Annotated in this window: 23 protein-coding genes; 10 read left to right on the top strand and 13 right to left on the bottom strand. The window is 68.7% G+C overall.

Going from position 1 to position 22061, the window contains the following annotated elements:
- Positions 1–94 precede the first annotated feature (94 nt).
- Positions 95–574 carry a hemerythrin domain-containing protein gene (locus VHA82_RS03745; protein WP_325540412.1) on the bottom strand — a complete coding sequence of 160 codons (480 nt, stop codon included), beginning with the start codon at positions 572–574 and terminating at the stop codon, positions 95–97.
- A gap of 213 nt (positions 575–787) precedes the next feature.
- Here VHA82_RS03745 and VHA82_RS03740 point away from each other — a divergent pair, with 213 nt between their 5' ends.
- On the top strand, positions 788–1096 hold the full coding sequence (locus tag VHA82_RS03740; RefSeq protein WP_325540411.1) for a hypothetical protein: 309 nt from the start codon (positions 788–790) through the stop codon (positions 1094–1096).
- Between the two features lie 86 nt (positions 1097–1182).
- A complete protein-coding gene (locus tag VHA82_RS03735) occupies positions 1183–1788 on the top strand; it encodes a DsbC family protein (RefSeq protein ID WP_325540409.1) in 606 nt (201 codons plus the stop codon).
- Here the strand turns inward: VHA82_RS03735 and VHA82_RS03730 are convergent.
- Together VHA82_RS03730 and miaA are read right to left on the bottom strand one after the other, a co-directional pair.
- Positions 1754–2422 carry an ABC transporter ATP-binding protein gene (locus VHA82_RS03730; protein WP_325540553.1) on the bottom strand — a complete coding sequence of 223 codons (669 nt, stop codon included), beginning with the start codon at positions 2420–2422 and terminating at the stop codon, positions 1754–1756. The genes VHA82_RS03735 and VHA82_RS03730 overlap by 35 nt on opposite strands.
- Positions 2422–3396, bottom strand: coding sequence for a tRNA (adenosine(37)-N6)-dimethylallyltransferase MiaA (gene miaA / locus VHA82_RS03725; RefSeq protein WP_325540407.1), 975 nt, complete (start codon positions 3394–3396; stop codon positions 2422–2424). The genes VHA82_RS03730 and miaA overlap by 1 nt, the downstream gene beginning before the upstream one ends.
- A gap of 112 nt (positions 3397–3508) precedes the next feature.
- On the opposite strand from miaA, the gene VHA82_RS03720 reads away from it, so the two are divergent.
- Together VHA82_RS03720 and aroD are read left to right on the top strand one after the other, a co-directional pair.
- Positions 3509–5449 (top strand): PAS domain-containing hybrid sensor histidine kinase/response regulator, encoded by a 1941-nt coding sequence (locus VHA82_RS03720; RefSeq protein WP_414708618.1) that lies wholly within the window; start codon positions 3509–3511, stop codon positions 5447–5449.
- A 90-nt stretch (positions 5450–5539) separates the two neighbouring features.
- Entirely contained in the window at positions 5540–6319 is a 780-nt protein-coding gene (gene aroD, locus VHA82_RS03715) for a type I 3-dehydroquinate dehydratase (RefSeq protein ID WP_325540403.1), read from the top strand.
- An 82-nt stretch (positions 6320–6401) separates the two neighbouring features.
- On the opposite strand, the gene mutL is transcribed toward aroD, so the two are convergent.
- A complete protein-coding gene (mutL, locus tag VHA82_RS03710; RefSeq protein ID WP_414708617.1) occupies positions 6402–8420 on the bottom strand; it encodes a DNA mismatch repair endonuclease MutL in 2019 nt (672 codons plus the stop codon).
- On the opposite strand from mutL, the gene VHA82_RS03705 reads away from it, so the two are divergent.
- On the top strand, positions 8419–9054 hold the full coding sequence (locus tag VHA82_RS03705) for a VTT domain-containing protein (RefSeq protein WP_325540399.1): 636 nt from the start codon (positions 8419–8421) through the stop codon (positions 9052–9054). The genes mutL and VHA82_RS03705 overlap by 2 nt on opposite strands.
- 40 nt (positions 9055–9094) lie before the next feature.
- Positions 9095–10732 (top strand): hypothetical protein, encoded by a 1638-nt coding sequence (locus tag VHA82_RS03700; protein ID WP_325540397.1) that lies wholly within the window; start codon positions 9095–9097, stop codon positions 10730–10732.
- Positions 10733–10754: 22 nt separating this feature from the next.
- Here the strand turns inward: VHA82_RS03700 and VHA82_RS03695 are convergent, their stop codons facing one another.
- Together VHA82_RS03695 and VHA82_RS03690 are read right to left on the bottom strand one after the other, a co-directional pair.
- Positions 10755–12116 (bottom strand): hypothetical protein, encoded by a 1362-nt coding sequence (locus tag VHA82_RS03695; RefSeq protein WP_325540395.1) that lies wholly within the window; start codon positions 12114–12116, stop codon positions 10755–10757.
- Between the two features lie 175 nt (positions 12117–12291).
- Positions 12292–12498 (bottom strand): glycine zipper 2TM domain-containing protein, encoded by a 207-nt coding sequence (locus VHA82_RS03690; protein WP_325540393.1) that lies wholly within the window; start codon positions 12496–12498, stop codon positions 12292–12294.
- Positions 12499–12917: 419 nt separating this feature from the next.
- Between VHA82_RS03690 and VHA82_RS03685 the strand changes: the two genes are divergently transcribed.
- Positions 12918–13688 carry a hypothetical protein gene (locus VHA82_RS03685; protein ID WP_325540391.1) on the top strand — a complete coding sequence of 257 codons (771 nt, stop codon included), beginning with the start codon at positions 12918–12920 and terminating at the stop codon, positions 13686–13688.
- Between the two features lie 43 nt (positions 13689–13731).
- Here the strand turns inward: VHA82_RS03685 and VHA82_RS03680 are convergent, their stop codons facing one another.
- Both VHA82_RS03680 and tsaE read right to left on the bottom strand, forming a co-directional pair.
- The gene (locus tag VHA82_RS03680) at positions 13732–15081 is read right to left on the bottom strand and encodes an N-acetylmuramoyl-L-alanine amidase (protein ID WP_325540389.1); all 1350 of its coding nucleotides are present in this window, start codon (positions 15079–15081) and stop codon (positions 13732–13734) included.
- Positions 15078–15521, bottom strand: a complete 444-nt coding sequence (gene tsaE, locus VHA82_RS03675; RefSeq protein ID WP_325540387.1) for a tRNA (adenosine(37)-N6)-threonylcarbamoyltransferase complex ATPase subunit type 1 TsaE — start codon at positions 15519–15521, stop codon at positions 15078–15080. The genes VHA82_RS03680 and tsaE overlap by 4 nt, the downstream gene beginning before the upstream one ends.
- Before the next feature lie 75 nt (positions 15522–15596).
- Here tsaE and queG point away from each other — a divergent pair, with 75 nt between their 5' ends.
- Positions 15597–16661, top strand: coding sequence for a tRNA epoxyqueuosine(34) reductase QueG (queG, locus tag VHA82_RS03670; protein ID WP_325540551.1), 1065 nt, complete (start codon positions 15597–15599; stop codon positions 16659–16661).
- Here queG and VHA82_RS03665 read toward each other — a convergent pair.
- Positions 16636–16962 carry a hypothetical protein gene (locus VHA82_RS03665; protein ID WP_325540385.1) on the bottom strand — a complete coding sequence of 109 codons (327 nt, stop codon included), beginning with the start codon at positions 16960–16962 and terminating at the stop codon, positions 16636–16638. The two genes, queG and VHA82_RS03665, sit on opposite strands and share 26 nt — an antisense overlap.
- A gap of 224 nt (positions 16963–17186) precedes the next feature.
- Positions 17187–17399 (bottom strand): hypothetical protein, encoded by a 213-nt coding sequence (locus VHA82_RS03660; RefSeq protein WP_325540383.1) that lies wholly within the window; start codon positions 17397–17399, stop codon positions 17187–17189.
- A gap of 242 nt (positions 17400–17641) precedes the next feature.
- Between VHA82_RS03660 and VHA82_RS03655 the strand changes: the two genes are divergently transcribed.
- Positions 17642–18583, top strand: a complete 942-nt coding sequence (locus tag VHA82_RS03655; RefSeq protein WP_325540381.1) for a dihydrodipicolinate synthase family protein — start codon at positions 17642–17644, stop codon at positions 18581–18583.
- 80 nt (positions 18584–18663) lie between these two features.
- On the opposite strand, the gene VHA82_RS03650 is transcribed toward VHA82_RS03655, so the two are convergent.
- From VHA82_RS03650 to VHA82_RS03640, 3 genes are all read right to left on the bottom strand, one after another.
- Positions 18664–19596, bottom strand: a complete 933-nt coding sequence (locus tag VHA82_RS03650; RefSeq protein WP_325540379.1) for a pseudouridine-5'-phosphate glycosidase — start codon at positions 19594–19596, stop codon at positions 18664–18666.
- 62 nt (positions 19597–19658) lie between these two features.
- Positions 19659–20318, bottom strand: a complete 660-nt coding sequence (locus VHA82_RS03645) for a class I SAM-dependent methyltransferase (protein WP_325540377.1) — start codon at positions 20316–20318, stop codon at positions 19659–19661.
- Between the two features lie 10 nt (positions 20319–20328).
- Positions 20329–20604, bottom strand: coding sequence for a hypothetical protein (locus VHA82_RS03640; protein ID WP_325540375.1), 276 nt, complete (start codon positions 20602–20604; stop codon positions 20329–20331).
- A gap of 227 nt (positions 20605–20831) precedes the next feature.
- On the opposite strand from VHA82_RS03640, the gene VHA82_RS03635 reads away from it, so the two are divergent.
- Positions 20832–22061: chloride channel protein (locus VHA82_RS03635; RefSeq protein ID WP_325540373.1), on the top strand; the 1230-nt coding region annotated here is incomplete at its 3' end.

Below are 22061 nucleotides of genomic sequence, written 5' to 3'. Positions count from 1 at the left end.
CGATTGTCGCGTGGACTGACGGAGAGTCAACCGGCCCGCGCATGCGGATAGGCGCTCCAACGGTAGCGGGTATGCGATCGCGCGGCCAGGCGGCCTACGCCATCTCTCCCATCAGCTCATCCTTCCGCGCCTCGAGCTGATCGCGCATGCCGACGAGATCGAGCTTGCGCACGCCACGCGCCTTCGGGAAGATTTCGTTGCGTTCTTCCTTCACGTGATGATCGATGTATTCGCCGAGCACCTTCACCTTCGCGTCGAACATCTCGTCGGGCTCCGACATGCCTTCGATCTGCGCGATGAGGTCCTTCGCCGACTGATGCTCGACCTCGGCCTCGGCGATCATGTCCGTTTCCTTCAGCGTCTCGCGCAGCGCCGGGTAGAAGATCTCCTCCTCGATCTGCGCGTGCACGGTGAGCTCCTGGCAGATCTGACGCGCGAGCTCCATCTTCTTCTGTGCCACATTGCGCGCGCGCGAGTTCATGAGCTCTTCGTACTCCTTGAACATCTTCTTCACGTTGCGGTGATCCGTATCCAGCAGGTCGCAAGCGTCTTTTTCTCCACGGCTGTTGGGCATCTCGATTCTCCTGTGTGTGTGTGTGTGTGAGTGTGTTGTGACCCGCCGATCATCTGCATGAGCCGCGGCTTCCCGTGTAGGAGAAGTTCCGCCTTGCAGGGGAGACGCCGGACGACGGCAAGCCAAGGAAGGGCTTCGCGCGGCGCGATCCCGCGCGACGCACCGCATCGCGCCGACACGGCATGGCAGGGCTTCGCCGTTATCGTCCGGTTCATGACACGCATCCCCACACCCCATTCGCCCTTGCCGATCGAGACGGCTCAGCGCAAGACCGGCAAGGTTCATGGCGACTTGCAGGTGGCCGAAGCGGAACTCGACCTCGCGCACGAGGCGCTCGAGCGCCAACTGCCCCCCGAGACGCAGCAGGGCGACGTCGCATGGGCGCTCGACCAGAGTGAAGCGGTCGGCCGCAAGATCGGCCAGGCCGCCGAGGAACTGGCCGAGGTGAGCGAACTGCTCGAAGAGGAAAAGGCCGAGCGCGAGCGCCTCGAGCGAGAGCTGCGCGACGGAAGGCTCCATTGACGGGTGCGCTCGGCCGGGTTGTGCGTCGAGCACAATAGCGGGGTCGCCGGCTTCCGGCCGTTTCGCCCCACCCGGGCCCCCATCGCATGAGAATCGCACTCGCCTGTCTTTTCGCGGCCGCCGCCGTGACGCTCGCCGCCTGCGGCAAGGAAGAAGCCCCGGCTCCATCGTCCGCCGCCACCGCCGGGTCCGCTGCCGCGCAGAAGCCCGCCGCCGTCGACATCGACGCGATCGCATCGAAGGCGCAGGGCTTCAGCGTCGGCCCGGCGATGAGCGCGCGTGTGGTCTACGTCTTCTTCGACGCGCAATGCCCCCATTGCGCGGCGCTGTGGGAATTCGCGAAGCCCCTGAAGACGCAGGCCCGCTTCGTGTGGCTGCCCATCAGCCTCCTGAACGGCAACAGCACCACGCAAGGCGCGGCTATTCTCGCTTCGCCGGACCCGGCCGCCGCGATGGAGGGCCATGAAGCCTCCATGCGCGAAAAGCAGGGCGGCATCGTCGCGCAAGGCAACATCGAGCCGCAACTCGCCACGGTGAAGTCGAACACCGAACTCTTCAACAAGTACGGCTTCAATTCCGTCCCCGCGCTCGTGACGAAGAACGCGCAAAGCGGCGCCGTCGTCACGCACGAAGGCGCCATGCCCACGGCCGAACTCGCTAGCTGGCTGGGTGTGCAGACGACGCAGCAGTGATGCCTTCGCTCGTGAGCTGAAGCACCCGGTCGGCTCGCGCGGCCGCCGCTTGCGAATGCGTCGCGAGCACGAGCGCCGCGTTCGCGCGCCTGGCTTGCGTCCGGAGCACTTCCATCACGCGAGCCGCCGTCGCCGGATCGAGGTTGCCGGTGGGTTCGTCGGCCAACAGCAGTTTGGGCGCATGCACGACCGCGCGTGCGATGGCGACGCGTTGCAGTTGCCCCCCGCTCAGCTCCTGCGGCAGCCGCGCGCCGAGACCCCGCAGGCCGACCGCATCGAGCAGTTCCTCCACCCGGCCCGCATCGGGCCGTCCCAGCAGCAAGAGCGGCAGGCCGACGTTTTGCGCCACGTCCAGATGCGGCAGCACATGAAATGCCTGGAACACGAAGCCGACCAGGCGCCGGCGCAAGAGCGCGCGCTGCGCGTCGTCGAGCGCTCCGAGGTCCGCGCCCTGCAGCAGCACACTGCCTTCCTCCCACGTGTCGAGCCCGGCCATGCAGTTGAGCAGCGTCGATTTGCCCACGCCCGATTCGCCGACGATCGCGACGAATTCGCCCGCGCCGGCATCGAGGAAGACGTCGCGAAAGACGGGCGTGTCGCCATAGCGCTTGGCCAGGCCCCGGACAGAAAGAATCACCGCAACGCCTTCGCGAGTGCGAGGAGCCGCGCGAGCGCATCGGGGGCGTCGCAGGCGACGACCTGTCGATCCGCCATGCCGCGCAGCCAGGTGAGCTGGCGCTTGGCGAGCTGTCGCGTCGCGGCGATGCCGCGCTCGCGCAAGGTGTCGAGGGGAAAGGGCTGCGCGTTGTGCGCCAGGTCCTGGGCATCGAGCAGCTCCCACGCCTGCCGGTAGCCCACGCTGCGCACGCTCGGCAGCGCGAGCGACAAGTCGCCGCGCGCGCGCATCGTGCGCACTTCATCGAGGAAGCCCGCGGCGAGCATGGCGTCGAAGCGCCGCGCGATGCGTTCGTGCAGCCAGCCGCGGTCCGCGGGTTCGAGCGAGAGGAACATGTCAGGGCTCATGCCGCGCAGGCCGCGCAGGCCGCCCGGCGCCGCATGGAAAGAAGACAGGGGCCGCCCCACCGAGCGGAACACTTCCAGCGCGCGCTGGATGCGCTGCGAATCGTTCGGCGCGAGCCGCGCCGCAGTCGCCGCATCCACTTGCGCGAGCTGCGCGTGCATCGCCGGCCAGCCGCGCTCGCGAGCCTCGGCGTCGATCCGCGCGCGGATCGCCGGGTCTGCCGGCGGCATCGCGTCCAGCCCTTCGAAGAGCGCCTTGAAGTAAAGCATCGTGCCGCCCACGAGCAGCGTCGCATTGCCGCGGGAGCGGATACTTTCGATGCAATTCAGGGCGTCCGCCGCGAACTCCGCCGCGCTGTAGGCTTCCCGCGCATCGCGGATGTCGATGAGATGGTGCGGCACCGCAGCAAGCTCCGCGCGCGTCGGCTTGGCGGTGCCGATGTCCATGCCGCGGTAGACGAGCGCCGAATCCACGCTCACGATCTCGGCTCGCAGTTCGCTCGCGAGCGCCAGCGCCGCCGCGCTCTTGCCGCTGGCCGTCGGCCCCGCCAGCGCGACGACGGGCGGCTTCGAGCGTGGGGCGAGCATGCGGCCGAGGTTAGCAGAACGTGCTGTCGAGACGCGGCCGCCGTCTTGCGTCTGTAGGACTGTGCCGCGTTTGCACAATGCTGGGGCGCGCTCCCAACCACCGGGCTCGATAATGCCGAGCGTCGGTATCGCGACCAGCGTGGAACAAGTCAACAGCATCACCCCCGAAAACGGCCAGGCCTTCGAGCAGCGGCTTCAGCTGCTCATCGACGCGGTCACGGATTACGGCATCTTCGTACTCGATCCCGAAGGCCACATCAGCTCCTGGAACTCCGGAGCGCAACGGCTGAAGGGCTACAGCCGCGAGGAGATCCTCGGTCATCACTTCTCCGTGTTCTATCCGCCCGAAGCCGTCGCCGCGGGCTGGCCGCAGGAGGAACTGCGCCGCGCGGCCGCGCTCGGCCGCTTCGAAGACGAAGGCTGGCGCCTGCGCAAGGACGGCACGCGTTTCTGGGCGAACGTGGTCATCACCGCGCTGCGCGAGCCGGACGGCACGCTCGCGGGCTACGCGAAGATCACGCGCGACCTCACCGAGCGCCGCAGGCACGAAGAAGAGCTGCGCCAGAGCGAGCAGCGGCTGCGCCTGCTCGTGGAGAGCGTGCGCGACTACGCGATCTTCATGCTCGACCCCGAGGGGTTCGTGCGCAGCTGGAACGGCGGCGCGCAGGCGATCAAGGGCTACACCGCCGACGAGGTGATCGGCCGCCACTACCGCATGTTCTACACGCCGGAGGAAGCCGCGATGGGCAAGCCCGAGCGCAAGCTCGCGCTCGCGCGCGACCAGGGCCGCGTGGAGGACGAGGGCTGGCGCGTGCGCAAGGACGGCACGCTCTTCTGGGCCAACGTGATCGTGACCGCGATGCGCGACAGCGAAGGGCGGCTGCTCGGCTACGCCAAGGTCACGCGCGACATGACGGAGCGCCGCCGCCTGGAAGAGCTCGAAAGCTCCAGCCGCCGCATGAACGAATTCCTGGCGATGCTCGCGCACGAACTGCGCAACCCGCTCGCGCCGATCCGCAACGCGGTCACGATCATGCAGCTCGAATCGATCGCGAGCCCGGCGCTGCGCAACGTGCGCGACGTGATCGACCGGCAGCTCACGCAGATCACGCGGCTCGTGGACGACCTGCTCGACGTGGGGCGCCTCACCACGGGCAAGATCAAGCTGCGCAAGGAGCTGCTGCGCCTGTCGGACGTGGTGATGCGCAGCGTGGAGACCGCGCGGCCCGTGATCGAGGCGCGCCGCCACCGGCTCGAACTGGATATGCCGTCCGCCTCCGTGTACGTGCAAGGCGATTCGGTGCGCCTGTCGCAGGTGCTGCAGAACCTGCTCGTGAATGCCGCGAAGTACACGCCCGACGGCGGGCTGATCCGCCTCGCGCTCGCGGAAGGCGATGGCTTCGCGACCGTCACCATCTCGGACAACGGGCGCGGCATCGAGCCCTCGCAGCTCGACCGGATCTTCGAGTTGTTCATGCAGGCCGAGACGGGCAGCGGCGGCGAAAGCGGGCTGGGCATCGGGCTCACGCTCGCGCGCTCGCTCGTGGAGCTGCACGGCGGCTCGCTGGAGGCATCCAGCAGCGGGCCCGGCCAGGGCAGCACCTTCACCGTGCGGCTGGCCTCGGCCGCCGCGGAGGAGGCCGAAACATCGCGTCAACGGGAGGACGAAGTGAGCGGATTGAAAGTGCTGGTCGTGGACGACAACCGGGACTCGGCGGACAGCGCCACCGACATCCTGCGCCTGCTCGGCAACGACGCGGAGTGCGCGTACACCGGCGCCGCGGCGCTGGAGACGGCCGAGCGCATGAAGCCGGATGTGATCATGCTCGATCTCGCCATGCCGGGCATGGACGGTTTCGAGACGCGCCGCAGGCTCCTTGCGCTGCCCGGGGTCGAGAACGCCTTCATGATCGCGATGACCGGCTACGGCAACGAAGACGACCGGCGGCGCACGCGCACCTCGGGGTTCGACGCGCACCTCACGAAGCCGGTGGAGCTGGATGCGCTGATCTCGCTTCTGAACGAGGCGCGCACGAAGCCGGAACACGCGTGAGCCGTCGCGGCGCTGCCCGCGGCGCATCGCGCTGGAGGTCCGTTCGAAGTCTCTTCCGGGCCGGCATCGCCTCTGCCTAGAATGGTCGCGATGCGACCTATCCATGTTCACGGCTCGGCGCTTGCGGGCGGGCGCCTGCCCGCGATCTGCGCGCCGCTCGTTGCGCGAGACCGCGATGCGCTCGTCGCCGAGGCGGCGGCCGTCGCGGCGCGCGGGCCCGATCTGCTCGAGTGGCGTGTGGATTTCTTCTCGGGGATCGGCGATGCGCGCCTGGTGATCGACACGGCCGCCGCCATTCGCAGCGCCGCTCCCGGGATGCCGCTGCTTTTCACGCGCAGGTCGATGCGTGAGGGCGGCGAGGCCGCTTCGATCGGCGAGGAGCAGGTAGTCGCGCTTTATCGCGAAGTGTGTCGGGCCGGCGCGGCCGACCTGGTGGACTTCGAAGCCGCGAGTGAGCCGCGACACCTGAGCGAGGTGCGCGATGCCGCGCGCGCGAATGGGGTCGGGCTCGTGCTATCGTGGCACGATTTCCATCGGACGCCCGAGCCGGATCGGCTGCTGGAAGGATTCGAGCGGGCCGAGCGGCTCGGAGCCGATGTGGCGAAGATCGCCGTGATGCCGCGGCGCGAGGAAGACGTGCTCGCGCTGCTGCAGGCGACGCTGCGGGCGAGTCGCGCGCTGCGAATCCCGGTGGTGGGTATGGCGATGGGAGGGCTGGGGGCTGTGACTCGGCTTGCGGGCGGGGTGTTCGGCTCGGCGCTCACGTTTGCGGTGGGAGCGAATGCGTCCGCGCCCGGGCAGGTGCCGATCGATGAGGTGCGTGCGGTGCTGGAGGTGTTGCGGCGGGGGGCGGTAGAGTCGCGGTGGTGACTGAGATGGGGGCACGAGCGCCCCGATCCCACTCAGTCACACGCAACGCAAGCCCTCACCCACCCCGACCCAAACGCACCCTTCACCTCCCCCGCATGAACAGTGCATCCAGCTCCCTCACCGTCACCTGCCGCCACGTTGGCCGTCCGTGATTGCACTGATCCGAACGCTGCGTCTCTTCCATCCGCCGCAACAGCGCGTTCATTTCCTCGACGGTGAGTTTGCGATTCGCGCGGACCGCACCGTGGCACGCCATCGTGGCGAGCAACTCGTTGCGTGCGCGTTCGATGACGCCGCTCGCATCGTGCTGAGCCAGTTCGGCCAGCACGCTGCGTGAGAGCTCGATGGGGTCGCCGTGCGCGAGCGTGCTGGGCACGCTGCGCACCGCGAGCGTTTTCGGAGAGAAGGGTGTGATCTCGAGTCCGAGCTCGGCAAGCGCGGCCGCGTTCGATTCGGCGGTCGCGACTTCCTGCGGCGTGGCGGCGAAAGTGGCGGGGATGAGGAGGGCTTGGCTTTTCACGGCGTGCGTGTCGGCCTGGGACTTGAGCTGCTCGTACACGATGCGTTCGTGCGCGGCATGCATGTCGATGATGACGAGGCCCTCGGCGTTCTCGGCGAGGATGTAGATGCCGTGGAGCTGGGCGATGGCGCGGCCGAGCGGCCACTGGGAGCGGGTGTCGTGTCCCTCCCCGTCATTCCCGCGAAAGCGGGAATCCAGGGCGCCCTGGAAGTCCTGGATTCCCGCTTTCGCGGGACTGACGGGTGAGGCGGTTATGACGGGTGAGGCGGGAATGACGGGTGAGGGGGCGGGAATGAGGGAAGAGGACGGGGGTATGGCGGGTGAGGAAGCGGGAATGACGGGAGAGAAAGCGGAGATGCCGGAAGAGGAAGCAGGGTCGCCGGCAGGACCGGACGCGGCCGCAGAGGACCCACTTCCCCACAACGCCCCCACATCCGACACCACATGCCCGAACTGCATCGCCGGCTGCACCCACGGCGTCGGCCTCCGGTGCGCCGGCGCTTCCGCGCCGGACCCAACTCCCGCCATCCCCGCCCGCGGCGCGGCCAGCGCATTCTCGATCGCATGCCGCACGGCCTGATGCACCTCCCGCCCATCGCGAAAACGCACCTCGATCTTCGTCGGATGCACGTTCACGTCCACGCGCGCCGGATCGACTTCCACCCGCATCGCATAGACCGGCTGCTTCTGCCCATGCAGCACGTCCTCGTACGCACTGCGCGCGGCATGCGAAAGCACCTTGTCGCGCACGTAGCGGCCGTTCACGTAGGCGAACTGCCAGTCCGAACGCGACCGCGCCGCATCGGGGAGGCCCGCGCGACCGCGCACGCGCACCGGCCCCGCCTCGTACTCGAGCGTCACGCTGCGCGCGACGAAGTCTTCGCCCAGCACGTCGGCCAGCCGCCCGTCGAAACTCGCCGGGCGCCATTGCTCCACGAGCCGCCCCTCGTTCCACACCGCGAAGCCCACGTCAGGCCGCGCGAGCGCATGCCGCCGCACGGCTTCGACGCAATGCGCGAGTTCGGTGGCATCGGTCTTCAGGAACTTGCGCCGGGCAGGCGTGCTGAAGAAAAGCTCCTTCACTTCCACCGTCGTGCCGACCGCGCGCGCGGCAGGCCGCAGTTCGCCCGTCGACGCTTCGAGCAGGCACGCCGTGGCATCGCCGCCCGTGCGCGAGAGGATGCTGAGATCGGAGACGGATGCGATCGCCGCCAGCGCCTCGCCGCGAAATCCCATCGTCGCCACCGACTCGAGATCGGCCAGCGAGCCGATCTTGCTCGTCGCGTGGCGGCGCAACGCGAGCGGCAGTTCCTCGCGCGCGATGCCCATGCCGTCGTCTTCGACCGAGACGAGCCGCACGCCGCCGGCCAGCAGCCGCACCGTGACTTGCGAGGCACCCGCGTCGAGCGCGTTGTCCACCAGTTCGCGCACGACGGAAGCGGGCCGCTCGACCACCTCGCCCGCGGCGATCTGGCTCACCAGTTCGTCGGGCAGCTCGCGGATCGGTCGGCGCTCGGGCGGGGTGAGGACGGCGTGCACAGCCGTCGATTCTAGGACCCGCCGGAGATAATCGCGCCCCATGGAATTCCTCGCCTTCGTGCTCGACTTCGCCCTGCACGTCGACCGGCACCTCGAAGCGTTCATCGGCAACTACGGCAGCTGGGTCTACGCGCTCCTTTTTCTCATCATCTTCGTCGAGACGGGCCTGGTGGTGATGCCGTTCCTCCCCGGCGACTCGCTCCTCTTCGTGGTGGGGGCGCTGTCGGGCGCGGGCGTCCTCAGCTATCCGCTTTCGCTCGGCCTCCTCTTCGCCGCCGCGGTGGCGGGCAACCAGAGCAACTACACGATCGGCCGCTTCTTCGGCCCGCGCGTCTTCCAGTGGGAACACTCGCGCTACTTCAACAAGCACGCGTTCGATCGCGCCCACGCGTTCTACGAGAAGTACGGCGGCATCACGATCGTCGCCGCGCGCTTTGCGCCTTTCCTGCGCACCTTCGCCCCGTTCGTGGCCGGCGTGGCGCGCATGACGCGCGCCAGGTTCACGCTTTACGACGTCGCGGGCGGCGCCCTGTGGGTCGGCTCGGTCGTCACCGCGGGCTACTTCTTCGGCAGCGTCCCATGGGTCAAGGCGAATCTCGACAAGATCATCTGGACCATGATCCTCGTTCCCGGCCTCATCGTGATCGCGAGCGGATGGCGCGCGCGGCGCGGATAAGATCGGTATCGGCGGGCGTCACGCCCGAAGAGGAAGCGCGATGCGAACGAAGGCATTCACTGCACGCCTGGCTGCATGGCTCGATGCCGCGGCGGCCCTGGCCCTGGCGCTCGTGTTGTCCGCCTGCGGCAGCGGCGGCGGCGTCGACACATCCGTTCCGGGCACGCCGCTCGCGGGCTTCTGGGTCGCGGCGCCCGGCAGCGGCAACGACGGCTTCGTCTTTGCCGACGCCACGGGCTACATGGTCGGGCAGGTGAGCCGCACCGATCCGCAGCAGAAGGTCGATGCGATGTTCGACGGCCATGCGGCGCTGCAGGCCGACAACTCGTGGACGATTGGCCCGGCCGACATCGGCTACCGCATCGCGCCCGCGGGCGCGCTGAGCTCGGTGCTCTACGGCACCGGCACGACGACCATCACGGGCAGCGTCCAGGCGGGCGTCCGGCTGGTCGTGAACGTGCCGCCGCCGCCGCTGCCCGCGATCCAGTTTCCGCAGCTCACGCTCAGCTATACGCCGCCCGATCCGGCGTTCGCGACGGCTTCGAAGGCCACGCTGCAGGGCCTCTACATGCACGGCTCGCAAGGCATCGAATTCGCGATCGACGCGAACGGCCACATCGTGGGCCAGATCAACGATGCGTGCCACATCATCGCGGACACGATCATCACCTCGGACACGAGTCCGGTCTACACGTTCCAGACCACGCTGCAGGGCCCCGGCTGCCCAGGCACCTCGAACGCGCCCTCGAAATTCCTCGGGTACCTGCGCACGGCGCACCAGCCCGCGGGCGCGGAGCAGGGCGACGCCGTGCTGCAGATGGCAGCGCTCATCGACAACGATCTCGTGATGTTCGACGCCGTGCGCGTCACGAACCCGAACGCGCACATTCCCGACGGCTCGCTCTCGCCCGTGGGCGGCTTCATCGATCCGCCCGTGGCCGCGGTCACGAACCTGATCGGCGGCGAGTACCAGGGCTTCGAAGGTCCGTCGGCCACCCTTGCCGACACGTTCGCACCGGCGATCCAGATGCTGGTGGATTCGAGCGGACGCTTCATCGCGACCGTGAGTTCGACCGCGGCGCCGCAGACGCCGAATGCCGAGGACGTGATCATGGGCACCTTCAACGTGACGGGCGCGCACGCGACGAGCATCGGGGCGGTGCTTTCGCATCGCGCCGCATCCAGCAGCACGTTCGTGACCGGCACCGTGACGGTGAGCGCGACGATGGGGCCCGACTTCGACACGCGCGGCAACCCCCGCATGCACCTCACGCTCGGCTCGGCCACGCAGCCGCTGGTGGCGAGCGACTTCACGCTCGCGCAGACGTACGTCGGCACGGCACCGAACACGGCCGCGCTGCCGAATGGCGGCTGGTTCAATGGCGACAGCGTCCGCATCGACGGGCAGACCGGGCGCATCGCGGGCCTCTACGCGCTCAACTGCGTGATCGAGGGCACGCTGCATGCGACCGATCCGAACCGCAACATCTACCGGCTGCGCGCGGCCTTCAGCGGCACGGGCTGCCCGGCGGCGGGCGTGCCGCAGGGTGTCGGCGAGTTCCTCGGCTACAAGGTGCTGGGCGCGACGCCGGCCGAAGGGCCGTCGCTGCGCTTCTTCGGCCTCGTGAACGGCCAGCTCGCGCTGCCGGCCATCCTGTATCCGTCGCCGCTCTACTGACCGAAAGAGCCGGCGCGGCAACTCACCGAGGCCGCGGCGCGACCCGGGACTCGAGCGGCGCGGGAAAGTACCCGGGCAGCATGCGGCACGTGGCGCCGTAGCGCGGCTCGAGACCGAGGCAACGCTGCGCGACCGCGAGCGGCGTGGGCTTGTTGCCCTGGTCAATCCACGCCAAAAGCGCCTGGAATTCCGCGACGTACTTCGTGTCGCCGAGGTAGCTATGTTCGGCGTCATCGCTGAACGTCTGCACGAGCAGATCGGCCGTGCCCGCGCGCTCCAGGACGGCGCGATATGCGGATTCGAATTCGACGAAGGCCGTGGGGTCGTCCACCGCGTGCAGCGTGAGGATCGGCACGTTCACGCGCCCGGTGGGCGCGCTGTCCGCGGCGAGCTGCGCCACGGCGGCCGGATCGGCCGGATAGCGCAGCACGCCCGCGTTCAGCACGTCGTCCTGCTCCGAGCCCTGGTACGTGGCGCCGACGTTGCCCCACGGATTGCGTCCGCCCAGCCGAATCTGCGTCAGGTCGCGAAAGAGGAAGGTCGCCCAGGCGAGGTGGGCTACGAGCGTCTTCTCGGGAATGCGGATCACGTCGAGGATGGCCGCGAGCCGCGAGCGCTGTGCCATCGTGCGTTCGGCGACTGGATGCCGCACGCCCGTGCACTCGTCCACGCGGCGCGCGAGTTCGGCACGCGTGAGGGTGCTCTCCTTGGGCAGGCCCATCCACAGCGGGTAGGCGGGCTCGTCGGGGCGCGGATGATTGCGGCAGAAGAATTGATAGACCACGCGCAGGTCGAGCCGGAACTCGTAGTCGCGCACGCCGCCGCCGAGCACGCCGCTCGTGAGCAGCACGCCATCGTAGGGGCCGCGGCGGCCGTCGACGGTCGCGAACAGTTCCGCGGTCTTCGCGGCCACGCCCGCGCCGTAGCTGTTGCCGTGCAGGAGCGTGCGGCGCGTCGTGCCGAAGAAGCGAACGAAGATCCGCCGCAGCCGTTCGGCGTCTTCGGCGGCCATCGTGACGCCGTAGCCGCCGCGCCGGTACGTCGTGCCGGCCCAGGCGTAGCCCGCCTTCACGGTCACGGCCCAGCGTTTCAGGTCTTCGAGCGCGCGCGAAGGTCGCGCGGGCCCGGTGTCTGCCGGTCCGCCGTGGGTGTGCACGACGAGCACGTCGTGGTTCCAGGCTTCGGGAAGCGCCACCCAGTAGGTCGAGCCCACGCCGTCCTGGCCGGCGAAGCAGAGCGCGCCCGAGGGCAATTCGCCGGGGCAGGCGCGCTGCACGGGCGGCGCGGCGGCCATGACTTCGGTGTCGAGCGCGCGTTCGTCCGCCTGAACTTCGAACGCGAGCGTCATCGCCGCCGCGGCGAGCAGGATCGGGAAACACCGCATGAATGCATCTTAGCGCTCGCCGGATGCGAGGCCTGGCGCATCGAAAGCGGGGAGATCGCGGGCCACCCGGAACCGGAGACGCAAGACGTCAGGGCTGCGCGGTGCAAGAGGTAAGTCTGAACGGAACGACAGCGTCCCGCTCGCGCGGGAACGCTGTCGTTGTCCACGAGGCGCGTCAGCGCTTCGCGGCCTGGTTGCCGACGTACGCGCCGGCCGCACCGCCGACGATCGCGCCGCCGGTGCCGGCAATGGCGTTGCCGAGCAGGCCACCCACCACCGCGCCACCCACCGTGCCGGTGGTCTCACGGTCCATCGATGCGCAGCCACCCAGGCCCAGCAGCGTGGCAGCGGCGAGCATCGTGGCGATCAAACGGGTCTTCATAGCGTTCACCTTCCTGATCCTTGTTGGTAGCCGCATTGAGGTTCGAGCCGCGGCCGTAGCGTGCGTCTACTGTAGGAAGCAGGCCTCAGCGGGACTGTAGGAGCGGCTTGACGGGGCCTGTCGTCTTGTCCGCGCGAGCCCGTGCAAGCCGAAACCGCCGGTGACCCCCGCGCGGTGCCCTTCATCGCCGGTGCCGCGCCGAAGCCACGACATTGCTGTGCCTGAGGCGCGCGCGGATCGCGCTCGGCGCCCGAGACTTCGAATGCGTGTCATCGTGGCCGCGGCGAGCAACGGGATGCACCTGACTGCATCTTGGCGTGAGTGGTGCAAGGCCAGCCCAAAGTATGGTCGGTTGGATGGAACGAGTTCGGGCCGGTCGTTACTTCGGAGAACATATCTTCTTATCGAAGGACTAACCCATGTGGTCGCTCAATAGAGCTGATGCAGCTCGACGCTTTGACGATTCGGGCGAGCCGCGCCCAGCCGCCGGTGAAGGTGTCGGCGGCTCGAAAGATCCAAGAATTCTGAGTCTCGAGAAGCGTCCCGCGGATGGCGCAACTGCCAATCTCAAGTCCAGCCCGCTCTCCCTGAGTCAACCGTCCCCCGGGTGGTGGGAGAGGAAATCTCTCACGAATGCCGTGAAAAGGCTCGATGGGCGGCAGGCCGAACTGCAGGTTGAGATCGGCAAGGCCTACGCCGACCTGCGCACGGACTCGAAAACCGACCGCAAGTCGGCACCTACCGACATCGAGAATCAACGGCCGACGTGTCGGGAGCGACTCGGCCAGCTCGCGCAAGAAGTGACGCAGAACGAAACCGGCGCCTCGACCTACCTCGAACGTCTGAACAAGGAACCGATGTCGAAGGGCGAACTGGAAAAGCGAATCCTTGCTTGCGAGAGCAACTGCCAAAGCATTCAAAACAACCATATCAGAGACCGTCCCTTGCGAGAGGCCATGGAAGCCCACTCCCTGCTGCTCGAGCCGAATCTGGCCATCCTCCGAGGTCTGCAACGGCGCTGGACAACAGCCTTCCCGGGCCAGGCGATGCCCCAGCTGAACGCGGATCGCCCGATCGCTGCAAGCGCATCCCCGGACCAGCCGATGCCCCGGCAGAATGCGGAGCACGCGATCGCTTCGGTCGTGCCCGGCAGCCGCGGTCAGGGCTCGTCGGACAAGGAATACCTCTGAAGAACGAGAGCGTCCGCTCGCGCGGGAACGCTGTCATTCGGTGTCACACAGCCCGGTTGCGCGCGAGCGGCGGGTTCTTCGCGAAGTAGCGCTCGATGCCGCGCATCAGCGCGTCGGCGAGCGCGTCCTGGTAGTCGTCGCGCCTCAGCTTCTGTTCCTCGTCGGGGTTGCTGATGAAGGCCGTCTCCACGAGCACGCTCGGAATGTCGGGCGCCTTCAGCACGGCGAAGCCCGCCTGTTCGACCAGCCCCTTGTGCAGGCGGCCCACGCCGCCGATTTCGCCGAGCAGCGCGCTGCCGAGCTTCAGGCTGTCCTTGATCTGCGCGGTCGTGCTCATGTCGAGCAGCGCGCGCGACACGTGGACATCCTGCGTCTTGATGTCGATCCCGCCGATCAGGTCCGAGCGGTTTTCCTTGTCGGCGAGCCAGCGCGCCGCCGCGCTCGATGCGCCGCCCTGGCTCAAGGCGAACACCGATGCGCCGCGCGCGGTGGGCTCGATGAACGCGTCGGCGTGGATGCTCATGAAGAGGTCGGCCTGCACGCGCCGCGCCTTCTGCACGCGCACGTGCAGCGGCACGAAGAAGTCGGAGTCGCGCGTCATGAAGGCGCGCATCGGATTGCCGTTGACCGTCGTCGCGTTGATGCGCTCGCGCAGGCGCTGCGCGACCTGCAGCACGATGTCCTTCTCGCGCGTGCCGCTCGGGCCGACGGCGCCGGGGTCTTCGCCGCCGTGGCCGGGGTCCAGCGCGATCACGATCAGGCGATCGGTCTTGCCGACGCTGCGAGGCGGCGCCGACTTCAGCGGGCGGGGCAATTCCGCGACCGTGGTGGAGGGCCGCACCGCGCGTTCGCTGCGTTCGGCGATGAGTTCGCCCAGCGGATCGTTCGAATTCGCGTTCGGCCGTGGCGGCGTCACGTCGACCGAAGGCCGGGGCGGCTTGTCCTTCAGCTCCGCGATGAGCGCATCGAGCGGGTCCACCTGCTTCACCGGATAGAAGTCGAAGACGAGCCGATGCTGGTACGCGGCCACCGGCGGCAGGTTGAATACCTGCGGCAGCGCGGGTTGCTTCAGCTCGATGAAAAGCCGCACCGTGCCGGGCGAGTGCTGTCCGATGCGCACGGCGGCGATGAAGGGATCGTCCGCCTTCAGCTGGCCCACGAGTTCCTTCAGCGCCGGGTTGAGTTCGATGCCCTCGATGTCGACAGCCAGCCCCGCGGGCGTGGTGGTGGGCGCCTGCCGCGATGCGAGTTTCGCGTCCGATTCGATCGTGACGCGCGTGTACTCCGCCGCGGGCCACACGCGCACGGCCACGATGGTCGCGCCGAAAGCGATCTGGTGCGCGCCGAGCAAAAGCACCACGCTGCCGCGCTGGATCACGTCGCGGCGCTTCACGAGAGCAACTCCTGCCCGCGTTCGGTGAGCGGCGTGAGCGTCACTTCGCGCGTTTCGTCGGCCTGCGCTTCGATGCGCACGACGAGGTCGGGCGTGGGCAGGAGCCCCGCCGCTTTCTCGGGCCACTCGGCGATCTTCAGGCCCGGCGATGCGAAGATGTCGCGCAGGCCCGCGTCTTCCCATTCGCGCGGATCGTCGAAGCGGTAGAAATCGAAGTGCCACACCGCGAACCCGGCCGCCTCGTGCGGCTCCACCACCGTGTACGTGGGACTCTTCACGCGGCCTTCCACGCCCAGGGCGTGCAGCAGATGGCGCGTGAAGGTGGTCTTGCCCGCGCCCAGGTCGCCTTCGAGCTCGATGAACGCGTTGGCGATGAGCGGGTGCGCGGCGAGCCGCGCGGCAAACGCGCGGGTGTCGGCTTCGGTGCGCCAGCGCACCATGCGCGGCGGGGTTTCTAGAATCGGCGAGTGACGTTCGTGAGCGGTCAGGGCGATCTTCCTTTACAGCCGGATCGGATCGGCGAGTGGGCTCGTGCGCTCGGATTCTCCCAAATCGGGGTGGCCGGTGTCGATCTTTCGAGCGCGGAGCCGGGTTTTCTCGCCTGGCTCGATAACGGATTTCACGGCGAGATGGCCTACATGGCCGCCCACGGCCTGAAGCGCGCACGCCCGGCGGAACTCGTGCCCGGGACCGTGAGCGTGATCACCGCGCGCATGGACTACCTCCCCGCCGCAACGTTGGAGGGCTGGCAGGCCGTCGAGTTCAATCGCCTCGCGAAGCCGAAGGAGGCCGTCGTGTCGCTCTATGCCCGGGGCCGCGACTACCACAAGGTGTTGCGCGCGAGACTGCAGAGCTTGAGCGACCGCATCGCCGGGGCCGTGGGGCCGTTCGGACACCGGGTCTTCACGGATTCCGCGCCGGTGCTGGAAGTGGAGCTCGCCTCGCGCAGCGGCCAGGGCTGGCGGGGCAAGCACACGCTGGTGCTGGATCGGGCGGGCGGCTCGATGTTCTTCCTGGGGGAGATCTACACCACGCTGCCGCTCGCGCCGACGGCACCGGTCACGGACCATTGCGGTTCGTGCACGGCCTGCATCGACGTGTGCCCGACCCGCGCGATCGTCGCGCCGTACCGGCTGGATGCGAGGCGTTGCATTTCGTATCTCACGATCGAGCATCCCGGAGCGATCCCGCAGGAGCTGCGGCCCCTCATGGGCAACCGCATCTACGGCTGCGACGACTGCCAGCTCGCTTGCCCGTGGAACAAGTTCGCGCAACGCAGTCCGCTTGCGGATTTCGATCCGCGCGAAGGGTTGACGGGCAGCGAGCTCGTGGAGCTCTTCGCATGGAACGAAGAAGAATTCCTGCGGCGCACGGAAGGCAGTGCGATCCGGCGCATCGGCCATGAGCGGTGGCTCAGGAACATCGCGGTGGCGATGGGCAATGCGCTGGGCTTGCAGGACGATCCGGCGGTTCGCGCAGCCTTGCAGTCGCGGCTCGAGCATCCGGGCGCGCTCGTGCGGGAGCACGTGCGGTGGGCTTTGTCGAGGAACCCGGCTACGGGGTCACGCACTGCCGTCTGATGAGCAACAGGAGGTCCTCCCGTTGCTGGGCTTCGGACTGCGGATCTGCGTGATTGGCCTGGAGGACGCGGTCGATTCCGTCGCATACCGCGTCGCGGAAGCCTCTGGCGACGCGATGGGCGAGCATCTCGTTGCGGATGCAGTCGTGGACGCTCTCCGTGAGCCTGCGATCGACTTGTCTTTTGCTGGTGGACTCCCAAGCCGCGACAACCCGCCGGATATCCGCGTCGATGATCCGGAACACCTTCGCCGCGTCCACCGGGTCATGACGTCCGTCGAGTGCCGCCATCAGCTTCGCCATCGCTGCGCGCGGCTCGTTGGCTTCGACGGGACTCTCGGTTGACGCAATGGCGGGGCCTGGGCTCTTCTGGACTTCGCCGGCACGGGCACCGGCGGCGGAGCATGCATTCATCGTTCGATTGCGCTGAAAGAGGAGCAAGTGAGTGGCGGCGAAGCCGGTTCGGTTCCATCGTCCGGTACGGAATTTTCCAGGCGCGAGAACTCCACCGCCGCGCCACGCCGCGCTCAGGAGTCCTTCGAAGGCTCTTGCCCGCCGGAGGTGACGAGCGACTTCACCGCCGCCGCGAAGCGTTCCTGCACAGGCGCCCGCGGCGCATCCGCATCAACAATCTTCACGGAGCGCGGGACTTTGAGGCGGAGCGTCCCTTCATCGGCGATCTCCTTGCCCACCGGGCTGCCAAGGATGAACGCGTCGCGCTCCTGATCGTGGCGCTGCACACGTTCGAACGCTTGCTGGGGAGAAAGAGAAAGTGGCATCGTACGACTCCTGTGAAAGCATTTGCAGAGACCGATAAGTACCCGCCGCGCGGCCGCGGTTCCCGCGGCCGGTACAGAATCGTTTCAGCCAGACGTTCGTATCGCTCGCGTGCGGGCGGCGGCCCGGGTGCCGCTCCTGCACGGGCGCGCGCGATGTGCGCGATGTGCGAGATGATCCGCGGATCGCAAGGAGTGCCCAGCCCATGAAGCTCACCCCCGACGCCCGTGGCGTCTTCCCGATCGCGCCCACGCCGTTCTTCGACGACGGCGCGATCGACTTCGCATCCATCGACCGGCTCGCGGACTTCTACGCCGCGTGCGGCTCGGCCGGCGTCACGGTGCTCGGCCAGCTCGGCGAGGCCGCCAAGCTCGAACATTCCGAATCGGTCGAAGTCGCCACGCGAATGATCCGCCGCATGGCGGGCCGGCCCGTGGTCGTCGGCGTATCGGCACCCGGCTTCGCCGCGATGCGCGCGTTGACGCAAGAAGTCATGGACGCGGGCGCGGCCGGCGTGATGATCGCGCCGCCCAACACGCTTCGCACCGACGACCAGATCGTCGGCTACTACCGGCAGGCGGCCGAGGCGATCGGTGCCGACGTGCCCTTCGTGATCCAGGACTATCCGCTCACGTTCTCGGTGCAGATGACGCCCGGCGTGATCCGCCGCATCGTGACGGAGCTCGCCTCGTGCGCCATGCTGAAACACGAGGACTGGCCGGGCCTCGAGAAGATCGCGCAGCTGCGCGAGTGGGAACGCGAAGGCGTCATGCGGCACATCTCGATCCTCTGCGGCAACGGCGGGCTGTTCCTCGACTACGAAATGGAACGCGGCGCGGACGGCGCGAACACGGGCTACTGCTTTCCCGACATGCTGTGCGACGTGGTGCGTCTTTCCGCGGCAGGGCAGCGCGAAGCCGCGCACGACCGGTTCGACGCGCACCTGCCGCTCCTGCGCTACGAGCAGCAGCCGGGCGTGGGGCTTGCCGTGCGCAAGCACGTGCTGATGCGGCGGGGGCTGCTCGCTTCGTCCGCGCAGCGCAAGCCGGCGGCTGCGATCTCGAAGACGGCGCTCGCGGAAGTCGAGCATCTGCTTGGCCGGCTCGCGAAGCACGACGCGCGCGCGCAGCTTCCCGCGCGCCGGTGAACCGCGCTCGCATGCGCCCCGCGGGCGCGAGCGACTCGGCGCGCCCGAGGGCCTCGCGCAGGCGCACCGCGGACCTCTGCTTACCGCATCGACACGAGCGCCTGCGCGAGCCGCGCGCCCACTTCCGCGTTGTGCTTCACGAGCGCGATGTTCGCAGCGAGGCTGCGGCCGCCCGTGAGCGCATTGAGCCGCGCAAGCAGGAACGGCGTCACGGCCTTGCCCGTGATCCCTCGCGACTTCGCATCGGCCAGCGCTGCGTCGATGTCCGCCGCGATTTCCTCGCGCGGGATCGCCGCGTGTTCAGGCGCGGGAGCGCTCACAAGCACGCCGCCGGCAAGCCCGAGAGCCCACTTCGTGCGGATGAACCGCGCCTGCTCCACGGCATCGTCGATGCGGCAATCGGCGCGAAAGCCGCTCTCGCGCGAGTAGAACGCCGCGAAGTCGTCCTGCCCGCAAGCGAGCACGGGCACGCCGTGCGTTTCCAGGTATTCGAGCGTGAGGCCGATGTCGAGGATCGACTTGGCCCCGGCGCACACGACGGCGACCGACGTGCGCGCGAGTTCCTGGAGATCGGCCGAAATGTCGAAGCTTTGCGCCGCGCCGCGATGCACGCCGCCGATGCCGCCCGTCACGAACACTTCGATGCCCGCGAGCGCCGCACAGATCATGGTCGCGGCCACGGTCGTCGCGCCCAGGGCGCCGCTCGAAAGCGCCGCCGGCAGATCGCGGCGGCTCACTTTGCGCGCGGCGTGGCCTTCGGCGCCGAGCAGATCGAGCTCGTCCCTCGTGAGCCCGATGCGGATTCGCCCGCCCATCACCGCGATCGTCGCGGGCTCCGCGCCGAGGCGGCGGACGATGTCCTCGACTTCGCGCGCCGTGCGCACGTTCTGCGGATACGGCATGCCGTGCGCAATGATGGTCGACTCGAGGGCGACCACGGCGCGGCCCTCGGCCTGCGCGGCGGCGACGGCGGCGCTGCGCACGAGCCAGGCGTCGGCGGCGCTCGGGTTCATGGCGGGAGTCTATTCAAATCTTGCCGCCCTGCCGCGCGCGCGGCAAGCTCATCGGCGCCGCGTCAGCGCTTGCGCGCGAGCGTCACGCCATCGCCAAACGGCAGCAGCACCATATCGATGCGCTCGTCGCGATGCAGCTTGTCGTTGAGCGCCTGGATCGCGCGCGTATCCTCGTCACGCGCTTCGCGCGCCACCGAGCCGCCCCAGAGCGTGTTGTCGAGCACGACGATACCGCCCGCGCGCAGCAGCTTCAGCGCGTATTCGTAGTAGGTGTCGTAGCCCGTCTTGTCCGCGTCGATGAAGACGAAGTCGTACTGCCCTGCCTCACCGGCATCGAGCAGCGACTGGAGCGTCCGGTCGGCAGGCGCGATGCGCACGTCGATCTTCGAGGCGACGCCCGCGCGGTCCCAGAACGGACGGCCGATGTTCACGTTCGTGTCCTCGATGTCGCACGCCACGAGCCTGCCGCCGTGCGGCAGCGCGAGCGCCACGCCGAGCGCGCTGTAGCCGGTGAAGACGCCGATCTCGATGCAGCGTCTCGCCTCGACGAGCTTGGCAAGGAGTGCCATGAACTGGCCCTGCTCGGGCGAAATCTGCATGCCCGCCCGCGGATGGCCGCGCGTCGCCGCGCGCAGGGCCGCCTGCTCGGGATGCTCCCTGAGCGAATGGTCGAGCACGTAACGGTAGACGGCCTCGTCGGCCAGGAGGGTGCGCAGCGACATGCCCCGAAGCTTACTGCCCTTCGGGCGGAGCGTCGGGCTTGCGCAATTCGCGGTGCTGCCACGAGATGTCGAAGAGCTTCGCCTTGCCGATGTAGTAGCGGTCGATGCGCCAGTCGTTCAGGATGCTCATCGCGAGCTCGAACTGGTCGGGACGCAGCCGGTACAGCGTGCCGAGCGAGAACACCGACTCGTTCTCCAGGGCGAGCACCAGGTCGGCCAGGATGGCGGCATCCGGATCGGTGGGATGGCTCTCGATGAACTTGCGGGCAGCCTTGATGGCGATCATGGGAATCCTCGACGGCAACGGGGCCGGGGCATCGGGTGCGACGCGGGGGGTGCGGCGGCAGGGGGGTGAACCGCGGCCAGCCGCTAATTTCCCACAAGACGGCAGAGGGTGTCCAGCGCGCCGGTCGGCCGCGGCCCGCGACGGTGGGTTGTCATCAAACCGACACAATCTTCGGGCAGGCGCAGTCCGGCTCGCGCCAGGTATATTTCGACAAATACAATCGGTGGATGCAAGACCCGCACACCGCGCACGCGCACGCGCAGCCGAGCGTCCTCGCCTCGATGCGCAAGGACCTCGCCGACCATCGCGAATGGGTTGCGCGCTGCATCGTCCTTTCCTACGCCGCGCTCGCCGGCGCGAGTGTCGTCGGCTTCACCTGGCTCAGCGAACGCGCCTTGCACGGCTTCATGCTCCTGAACCGCGAGGAGCCGCTCGCGCCCTTCGTGTGGACACCGGCGGTGTGCGCGCTCGTCGTGTGGATCACGCGCCGCTGGTTTCCCGGCACGGCCGGCTCGGGCATCCCGCAGGTGATCGCGGCGCTGCGCCCGGAGGTCGCGCCCGCGCAGCGCGGGCGGTTCGTTTCCTTGCGCCTGGCCGTCGCGAAGATCGGCCTCACCGCGGCGGGGCTTGTCGGCGGACTCGCGATCGGGCGCGAAGGCCCGGCCGTGCAGATCGCCGCCGGCGTGATGCTGCACGCCCGGCGCTGGCTGCCGCAGGACGTGTCGATCAAGCCGCACGGGCTCCTGGTGGCCGGCGGCGCGGCGGGGATCGCCGCCGCATTCAACGCGCCGCTCGCGGGCGTGATGTTCGCCATCGAGGAGCTCACGCCGCGCATCGAGCAGCGCAGCAGCGGCCTTCTCGTGGCGGCCATCGTGCTCGCCGGCCTCGTGGCCGTGTCGGCCTTTGGCAACTCGACTTATTTCGGCGTGATTCGCGTGCCCGCGCTGCACGCCGATTTCATCGGGCCCGCGGTGCTGGTGGCGGTGCTGGCGGGCCTTCTGGGCGGCGTCTTTTCGCGGCTGCTGCACGCCTCGAGCGCGGGCGGCGCGGATGTGTTCAGCCGCTGCAAGGCGCGCTATCCGGTGCGCTTCGCGGCCGGCTGCGGGCTCGCGATCGCCTGCATCGGCTGGGCGAGCGGAGGCGCGACGTTCGGCAGCGGCTATGACTTCACGCGCTCGCTGGTGGCGGGGCAGACGGCGCTACCGCTTCTGTACGTCACACTGCGGCTCGTCGCCACGTGGCTTGCGATCTGGTCGGGCGTGCCGGGCGGGCTCTTCGCGCCTTCCCTCGCGATCGGCGCGGGGCTCGGCAGCGACGTCGCATTGCTATGCGCTTACGACGCGGCGCCGCCCGCGCTGATCGCGCTCGGCATGGCCGGCTTTCTCGCGGCGATCACGCAGGCGCCCATCACGGCTTTCATCATCGTGATGGAGATGGTGGACGGGCACTCGATGGTG

It is taken from the genome of Ramlibacter sp. (assembly GCF_035548915.1).
Taxonomy (GTDB): Bacteria; Pseudomonadota; Gammaproteobacteria; order Burkholderiales; family Burkholderiaceae_C; genus Ramlibacter.
This window is presented reverse-complemented; position numbering and strand designations above follow the sequence as displayed.